General features: G+C 65.7%; 9 protein-coding genes. 7 read left to right on the top strand and 2 right to left on the bottom strand.

Annotated features, from left to right (window positions below; genetic code table 11):
- The coding region (locus tag ACN4F8_RS09640; RefSeq protein WP_419473379.1) for a VTT domain-containing protein at positions 1–596 on the top strand (596 nt) is incomplete at its 5' end.
- 145 nt (positions 597–741) lie between these two features.
- Here ACN4F8_RS09640 and rpsT read toward each other — a convergent pair.
- Positions 742–1,041 (bottom strand): 30S ribosomal protein S20, encoded by a 300-nt coding sequence (gene rpsT / locus ACN4F8_RS09635; protein WP_069047062.1) that lies wholly within the window; start codon positions 1,039–1,041, stop codon positions 742–744.
- Between the two features lie 117 nt (positions 1,042–1,158).
- Here rpsT and murJ point away from each other — a divergent pair, with 117 nt between their 5' ends.
- From murJ to ACN4F8_RS09610, 5 genes are all read left to right on the top strand, one after another.
- On the top strand, positions 1,159–2,718 hold the full coding sequence (gene murJ, locus ACN4F8_RS09630) for a murein biosynthesis integral membrane protein MurJ (RefSeq protein WP_419473378.1): 1,560 nt from the start codon (positions 1,159–1,161) through the stop codon (positions 2,716–2,718).
- A 32-nt stretch (positions 2,719–2,750) separates the two neighbouring features.
- Positions 2,751–3,608 (top strand): SirB1 family protein, encoded by an 858-nt coding sequence (locus ACN4F8_RS09625; RefSeq protein ID WP_419473377.1) that lies wholly within the window; start codon positions 2,751–2,753, stop codon positions 3,606–3,608.
- 155 nt (positions 3,609–3,763) lie between these two features.
- On the top strand, positions 3,764–4,156 hold the full coding sequence (locus ACN4F8_RS09620) for a PA2779 family protein (RefSeq protein ID WP_419473376.1): 393 nt from the start codon (positions 3,764–3,766) through the stop codon (positions 4,154–4,156).
- 62 nt (positions 4,157–4,218) lie between these two features.
- Entirely contained in the window at positions 4,219–5,130 is a 912-nt protein-coding gene (locus ACN4F8_RS09615) for a PA2778 family cysteine peptidase (RefSeq protein ID WP_419473375.1), read from the top strand.
- Entirely contained in the window at positions 5,127–5,759 is a 633-nt protein-coding gene (locus ACN4F8_RS09610) for an NAD-dependent dehydratase (RefSeq protein ID WP_419473374.1), read from the top strand. Before ACN4F8_RS09615 ends, ACN4F8_RS09610 begins: the two co-directional genes overlap by 4 nt.
- A gap of 4 nt (positions 5,760–5,763) precedes the next feature.
- On the opposite strand, the gene purM is transcribed toward ACN4F8_RS09610, so the two are convergent.
- On the bottom strand, positions 5,764–6,801 hold the full coding sequence (gene purM / locus ACN4F8_RS09605) for a phosphoribosylformylglycinamidine cyclo-ligase (RefSeq protein WP_419473373.1): 1,038 nt from the start codon (positions 6,799–6,801) through the stop codon (positions 5,764–5,766).
- 149 nt (positions 6,802–6,950) lie between these two features.
- On the opposite strand from purM, the gene ACN4F8_RS09600 reads away from it, so the two are divergent.
- Positions 6,951–7,999, top strand: a 1,049-nt coding sequence (locus ACN4F8_RS09600; RefSeq protein ID WP_419473372.1) for an AI-2E family transporter, incomplete at its 3' end; no start/stop codon positions are given.

Below are 7,999 nucleotides of genomic sequence, written 5' to 3'. Positions count from 1 at the left end.
CCTTCGTGCAGAACTACGGTGCCTGGGTTTACGCGCTGTTGTTCCTGATCATCTTCACCGAGACCGGCGTGGTGGTCATGCCCTTTCTGCCGGGTGACTCCCTGTTGTTCGTGGTGGGCACTTTGTGTGGCGCGGGTCTGATGAGCCTGCCGGTGGCCATGGGGCTGCTGGTGGTGGCGGCCATCCTGGGGGACCAGGTGAACTACTCGATCGGTCGCTACTTCGGGCCGAAGGTGTTCCAGTGGGAGAACTCGCGGCTTTTCAACCGCAATGCCTTCAACCAGGCGGATGCGTTCTACGAGCGCTATGGCGGCATCACCATCATCCTGGCGCGCTTCATGCCCTTCGTCCGGACCTTTGCACCCTTCGTGGCGGGTGTGGCCGAGATGACGCGCACCAAGTTCACCGCGTACAACGTGGTCGGTGCGCTGATCTGGGTGGTGGGGCTGGTGGGGGTGGGTTACCTCTTCGGCAATCTGCCGTGGGTGCAGACCAACCTGAGCAAGATCATCTGGGCCATGATTTTCATTCCCGGTTTCATCGCGATCTTCGGCGCCTGGCGGGCCCGGCAGCAGTCTTTGCGGGACGCGGGTTGAGTTCTTTGTCTTCGTTGCGTTGCTGACAGACGCAAAAAAGCCGTCTTGCGACGGCTTTTTTGCTTTTGCTGGCAGCGCACCCGTTTCAAACGGCAGGCCGAAATTGGCCCGGGCTGGTGGTCTGGCGGGGCCAGACCGGTGGGGTTCAGGCAGCGGCTGCTGCGAGGCCCTTGACTTTGGTCGACAGGCGGCTCTTGTCGCGAGCGGCTTTGTTTTTGTGGAAGATGCCCTTGTCGGCAACGATGTCCACCACTTTTTGCATCTTGGCGAACAGCTCGGTCGCCTTGTCCTTGTCACCGGCCAGAACGGCTTTCTCCACGTTCTTCACAGCGGTGCGGTACTTGGAGCGCAGCGAGGTGTTGGCTGCGTTGATCTTGACGTCCTGGCGTACGCGCTTGCGGCCAGACGCCAGACGGGGGTTCTTTTTCTTCGGCTTGGTTGCCATGGTGTGATTCCTTCAATGTTTGGGGATGATGCCAGCAAAGCCCACGATTTTAGCACGGGCCCAAGTACTGGCAAGACGGGTGTGCGAGGCCGGACGGGGCGTCGTTACACTCGCGCCGTGACCCTGTTCAAGTCCGCCTCCCTCGTTTCCTTGCTCACCCTGGCTTCACGCATCACGGGATTGGTGCGCGAACTGCTCATGGCGGCCACCTTTGGCGCCACCGCGCTCACCGACGCGTTCAACGTCGCCTTCCGCATCCCCAACCTGCTGCGCCGCCTGTTCGCCGAAGGTGCCTTCAGCCAGGCTTTTGTGCCGGTGTTGGCCGGGGTGCGCGAAAAGGAGGGCGACGACGCCACCCGGGCCATGGTCAACCAGATCGCCACCGTGCTGGCCTGGGCGCTCACCTTCACCTGCGTGCTGGGGGTGCTGGGAGCCCCGGTGCTGGTGTGGGCCATGGCCAGTGGTTTGAGCGACGAAGGTTTCAACGCCGCCGTGTTCATGACGCGCTGGATGTTTCCCTACATCGCTTTCATGTCGTTCGTGGCGCTGTCGGCCGGCATTCTGAACACCTGGCGTCGCTTTGCCGTGCCGGCGGCCACGCCGGTGCTGCTCAATGTGGCCATGATCGCCGCCGCGTACTGGGGCGCACCGTGGTTCGCCGCGCAGGGCATCGAGCCAATCTTTGCCATGGCTGGCGGCGTGTTGCTGGGCGGCGCGCTGCAGCTCGGTGTGCAGTTGCCTGCGCTGCGCAAGCTGGGGATGCTGCCGCGTGTGAGCCTGCGCTGGTCGGGCCTGAAGGCGGCCTGGGCGCACCCGGGCACGCGCCGCGTGACCACGCTGATGCTGCCCGCCCTGCTGGGCGTGAGCGTTGCCCAGATCTCGCTGCTGATCAACACCCAGATCGCGTCCCACCTGGCCACCGGCAGTGTGAGCTGGCTCACCTACGCCGACCGTTTGATGGAATTCCCCACGGCCATGCTGGGTGTGGCGCTGGGCGTGGTGCTGCTGCCGCAACTGGCCGCGGCCAAGGCGGCCGACGACACCGCGCGCTACAGCGGCCTGCTCGACTGGGGCCTGCGCCTGGTGGTACTGCTGGCCGTGCCCTGCGCGGTGGCCTTGCTCACCTTTGCGCAGCCGCTGGTGGCGGTGCTCTACCACTACGGCGCCTTTACGGCGGCCGATGTGGGGCGCACCGCATCGGCGCTCATGGGCTACGGCGCTGGCCTCATCGGCCTGATCGCCATCAAGGTGCTGGCGCCGGGCTTCTACGCGCGGCAAGACATCCGCACGCCGGTGAAGATCGCCATCGTCGTGCTGATCCTCACGCAGGTGCTCAACTACCTGCTGGTGCCGCATCTGGCCCATGCCGGACTGGCACTGGCCATCGGCATCGGTGCCATGGTCAATGCCTTGTTTCTGCTGATCGGCCTGATGCGGCGCGGGGCCTACAAACCCTCGCCTGGCTGGGCCCGTTTTGGCTCACAAGTGGTGGCCGCCAGCGCGCTGCTGGCGGTGTTTCTGATGTGGGTCGCCGCGCGTGTGAACTGGCTCGGATTCGAGGGGCAGGCGCTGCAGCGCGTGGGTCTGTTGACGCTGTGCGTGCTGGGCGGTGCTTTGGTCTATTTTCTTACCCTGCTGCTCGCGGGTTTGAACTTGCGCCAGTTCGTTCGAAAATGACGTAATCTGCGGCTTCATCGGGCCCGCTCGTCATGCCATCCACCTACGCTTTTCCGCCGCCCACCCCACTGGGTTACTTCTCCACCCTGGTGGGAGAAGAAGACGCGTTTCCGCTGTTTGAGGCAGCAGCCTCGATCGCCCAGGACGAGTACCCGGACCTGGACGTGCAACAGGTGCTGGGCGACGTGGACCAGATGCTTTCTCGCGTGAAACGGCGTTGCAATTCAGACGCTGGCCCACTGCAGCGGCTTCGCACGCTCAACCAGTTCTTCTTCCGCGACATGGGGTTTGGCGGCAACGTCAACAACTACTACGACCCCGACAACAGCTACATCAACGCCGTGCTGCGCACGCGCCGCGGCATTCCGATCACGCTCGCGGTGCTGTGGCTGGAGCTGGCGCAGGGGCTGGGCCTGAAGGCCCGGGGTGTCAATTTTCCCGGCCACTTCATGGTCAAGGTCAACCTGCCCAATGGCCAGGTGGTGATCGACCCCTTCACCGGTCAGTCGCTCAGCCGCGAAGACCTCTCCGAGCGGCTGGAGCCGTACAAACGGCGCAACGGTCTGGTGGACGACTTCGATGTGCCGGTGGGGTTGTACCTGCAGGCCGCCACGCCGCGCGACATCGTGGCCCGGCTGCTGCGCAACCTGAAGGAAATCCACCGCACGCAAGAAGATTGGTTGCGGCTCATCGCGGTGCAGGACCGCCTGCTCATCCTTTTGCCGGATGCCTGGTCCGAGTACCGCGACCGTGGTCTGGCCTGGGCCGAGATGGGCGACTTGCGACTGGCGGTGAACGACCTCGAAATTTACGTCGAGCACACCGACGACACCCTGGACCGCGAGGCCATTTCGCAACGCGTGCAGGAGTTGAGGCGCGCGCTCAATTGAAGCTGTCTGTTCTCTGGCGCACACAGAGAGCCTTGGCTGTGGCGGGTGTGTGACGCCATGTAAAGCCGGTTGACGCACTCTGCGTCCGCTGTGAGGATCAAAGGCAGGCAGTGAGTTTTTCACTGCCGTGTTTTTTTACATTCGAGATCAACATCATGATGAAAACAATCAAACGCCTTATTGCAACTGCGCTGATTCCCTGCATGGCTTTCGCCGGTGTGCCGCTGACGGCCCAGGCCGCGATGGTGTCGACCGAACAGGCCCTGGTGACCGCTGCGGGTGACGCCGACCGCGATCATGTCAGCGCTTTCTTTTCCCGCGCCGACGTGCAGACCGCACTGCAAGCTCAAGGCGTGGACGCCAACGATGCCATCGAACGCGTGAAAGCCATGTCCGACGTGGAAGTGGCCCAACTGGCCGACCGCGTTGACCAGGCTCCCGCCGGTGCCGGTGTGATCGGTGTGTTGTTCACCGTGTTCCTGATCCTGCTGGTGACCGACATTCTGGGCCTGACCACGGTGTTCCCGTTCACCCGCAGCATTCGATGAAGTCCTGGCGACTTCGCTGTTCGACCCCCGCCCTGGCGGGGGTTGTTCTTTGTGGGCTGCTCTTGACCGGGTGTGCCACGCCGCCGCAGTCGGCCGAGCTTCAGCGCACCTGGCCGACACAGCTGCCGCAGCAGGTGCTGCTCGATCGGGTGCCGTTTCATCCGCAGGAAGACCTGCTGTGCGGCCCCGCCACGCTGGCCATGGTCGCGCAGGCCGCTGGCTCCCGCGTCACGCCCGAACAGCTCACGCCGCAGGTCTACCTGCCCGGTCGCCAGGGTGCGCTGCAGACCGAGATGCTGGCCGCCACGCGTCGCCAGGGCCTGGTGGCCTATCCGCTGGCACCCGATCTGCAGACCGTGTTGACCGAAGTCGCCAGTGGTCACCCGGTGCTGGTGCTGCAAAACCTCTCGCTGCCGTTTTCGCCGATGTGGCATTACGCGGTGGTGGTCGGTTATGACCGTGCCGAGAAGCAGGTGTTGCTTCACTCGGGCACCACAGCGCGCCTCGCCGTGCCGATGAGCACTTTTGAAAACACCTGGGCACGCTCGTCCCGCTGGGCGGTGCGGGTGAGTTCACCCGACCAGTTGCCGGTGACCGCCCAGCCCGATGATTGGGCGGTGGCCGTGTCTGCGCTGGAGCGCTCCAGCCCGCAGGCAGCCCGCGTTGCCTATGCCACAGGCTTGCGGAAATGGCCGCAGCACCGCATCAGCCTGCTCGGTCTGGGCAACACCGCTTACGCGCTGGGCCAGCGCGCAGAGGCTGCGAAGGCCTTTGAAGCCACCACCCAGGCCTATCCCGAGTTCGCCGACGCCTGGAACAACCTGGCCCAGGTGCGGCTGGAGCTGGGCCAGCTGTCTGCCGCGAGGCAGGCGGCCGAGCGGGCCGTTGCGATTGGCGGACCGCGTCTGCCGGCCTACCAGGCCTTGCTGCTGGACATACAACGTGCGCCGGCAGCTGCGCGCAAATCGCCGTGAAGCAACTGCTGCTGGTGGGGGCCACCGGGCTGGTTGGTGGGCATGTGTTGCAACAGGCGCTGGCCAGCCCGGCCGTGGTTCGGGTGGTGGCGCCGACGCGCAAGCCGTTGGTGCCGCACCCCAAGCTGCTCAATCCGTTGGTCGATTTCGAACGCCTGCCCGAGGACGCCGACTGGTGGGCGATGGACGCGGTGGTCTGCACGCTGGGCACCACCATCCGGGTGGCGGGCTCCCAGGCTGCCTTCTACAAGGTGGACCACGACCACCCGCTGGAGGTGGCGTACCTGGCGTGGCGCCACGGAGCGCGCGCCTTTGCCTTCAATTCAGCGCTGGGCGCCGACGCCACGTCGCGGGTGTTTTATTCGCGCACCAAGGGCGAGACCGAGCGCGACCTTCAGGCGGTGGGTTATCCCTCGCTGACCTTCGTGCGTCCGGGCTTGATCGGGGGGCACCGGGAGCAAAGCCGCCCGGCCGAGCAGTTGGCCGTCGCGGTTTCAGGCTGGGTGCGGCCTTTGCTGCCCAGGCGCTACCGCGTGGTGCCGGCCGAGCGCATTGCGCACCACCTGCTGCAGGCGGCCCTGGTGGCAGCGCCCGGCGTGCACGTGTTGCCGTCGGAAGCCTTGCTGTAAGGGCTCAGGCCACCACCACCGCAGCACCGTCACCGCGCTCGGCGATGTGGCCGATTTCGAAAACGGTCTCGCCCAGGCCACGCAGCGTGGCGACGCAGGCCGCAGCCTCGGCGGCGTCGATCACCACCACCATGCCGATGCCGTTGTTGAAGGTGCGGTTCATCTCGATGTCGTCGATGCCGGCGGTCTTCTGCAGCCAGGCGAAGAGCTCGGTCTGAGGCCAGCTGCCTTTGACCAGATGCGCCGCCGTGCCCTCGGGCAGCACGCGGGGAATGTTTTCCAGCAGGCCGCCGCCGGTGATGTGGGCCAGTGCCTTGATCGGGTGGGCGGCGAGGGCGGCGAGCACGTTCTTCACGTAGAGCCGCGTCGGCTTCATCACCGCGTCGCGGAACGGCAGGCCGTCCAGCGTGGCTGGCAGATCGGCGCCCGCGCGCTCGATGCACTTGCGCACCAGCGAGAAACCGTTGGAATGCACGCCGTGCGAGGCCAGGCCGAGCACCACGTCGCCGGGCTTGACGCTCTGGCCGGTGAGGATCTTCGATTTTTCAACCGCGCCCACGCAGAAGCCGGCCAGGTCGTATTCGCCGGCGGGGTACATGCCCGGCATCTCGGCGGTCTCGCCACCGATCAGCGCGCAGCCGCTGAGCTCGCAGCCCTTCGCAATGCCGCCGACCACGGCAGCGGCCGTGTCCACATCGAGCTTGCCGCAGGCAAAGTAGTCCAGGAAGAACAACGGCTCGGCGCCCTGCACCAGCACGTCGTTCACGCTCATGCCCACGAGGTCGATGCCCACGGTGTCGTGCATGTTCCACTCGAAAGCCAGCTTGAGCTTGGTGCCCACGCCGTCGGTGCCGCTCACCAGCACCGGTTCCTTGTAGCGCTTGGGCACTTCAAACAGGGCGCCAAAGCCGCCGATGCCGGCCAGCACGCCCTCGCGCATGGTTTTTTTGGCCAGCGGCTTGATGCGCTCGACCAGCGCGTCGCCCGCATCGATGTCAACGCCGGCGTCTTTGTACGAAAGGGGGGTGGTGGAAGAGGTCATGTGCGGGCTGGCCCGGCGGGAAGCGGGGCGGTCGTTGGAGCGGGACGCTGGGCGGGTGGGGGGCTTTCGGGTACCCTGAGAGTGGCCCGATAGAATTTGCCCCAGATTTTAAGGGGTCGCCCTCGCGGCCTCATCGACCCTCGCGCTCCATGCCACTGACCTCCAACCAGATCCGCGCCTTGCTCTGGGCCCTGATCGCTGTGGTGAGTGCTTTGTTGCTCTCCCTGCTGGCACCGGTGCTCATGCCCTTTTTGCTGGCTGCCGTGCTGGCGTACGCGCTGCACCCACTGGTGGAGCGGCTGCACGCCCGCCGCGTGCCGCGCTGGCTCGGCGCCGGCCTGGCCATCGCGCTGCTCATGCTGGTGCTGCTGGCCGTCGTGCTGCTCATCGTGCCGGTGATCACCCAGCAGGTGCCGCTGTTGCGCGAGCAGGTGCCGCTGCTGCTGGATCGCCTGAACGACGTGCTGCTGCCGCTGGCCAACCGCTTCGGCGTCAACCTGCAGGTGGACGTGAGCCAGGTGCGCGAATGGCTGCGCACCCTCATCACGGGCAACGAGAGCGAGCTGATCAACGGCCTGCTGTCGTCGCTGCGCATCGGCGGCAGTGCGCTGGCTGCGGTGATCGGCAACCTGTTCCTCATGCCCATCGTGGCGTACTACCTGCTGCTGGACTGGACGAACCTGATCAACCGGGCCAAGGGCCTGATCCCGCCCCGCTGGCGCGAAAGCGTGCAGAGCTTCCTGAACGAGACCGACGAGGTGCTGGGCCAGTACCTGCGCGGGCAACTGCTGGTGATGGCGGTGCTGGCCGTGCTCTACACCGTGGCGCTGGCGCTGGTGGGGCTGGACCTGGCGCTGCCGATCGGCGTGTTCACCGGCCTCGCGGTGTTTGTGCCGTACCTGGGTTTTGGCCTGGGCCTGGTGATGGCGCTGTTCGCTGCGCTGTTGCAGTTCCAGACCGTGCTGGGTGTGGCGCTGGTGGGCGGCGTGTACCTGCTGGGCCAGTTGATCGAGAGTCTGTACCTCACGCCCCGCCTGCTGGGTGAGCGCATCGGCCTGCACCCGATCGCCGTCATCTTTGCGCTGCTGGCCTTTGGCCACCTGTTCGGCTTTGTGGGCGTGCTGATCGCCTTGCCGGCCAGTGCCGTGTTGTTGGTGGCCATGCGGCGCGCCAAGCGCGGCTATTTGGCCAGCCAGAT

Origin of the sequence: Hydrogenophaga sp., from assembly GCF_048549895.1 — a bacterium.
Lineage (GTDB): Bacteria > Pseudomonadota > Gammaproteobacteria > Burkholderiales > Burkholderiaceae_C > Hydrogenophaga.
This window is presented reverse-complemented; position numbering and strand designations above follow the sequence as displayed.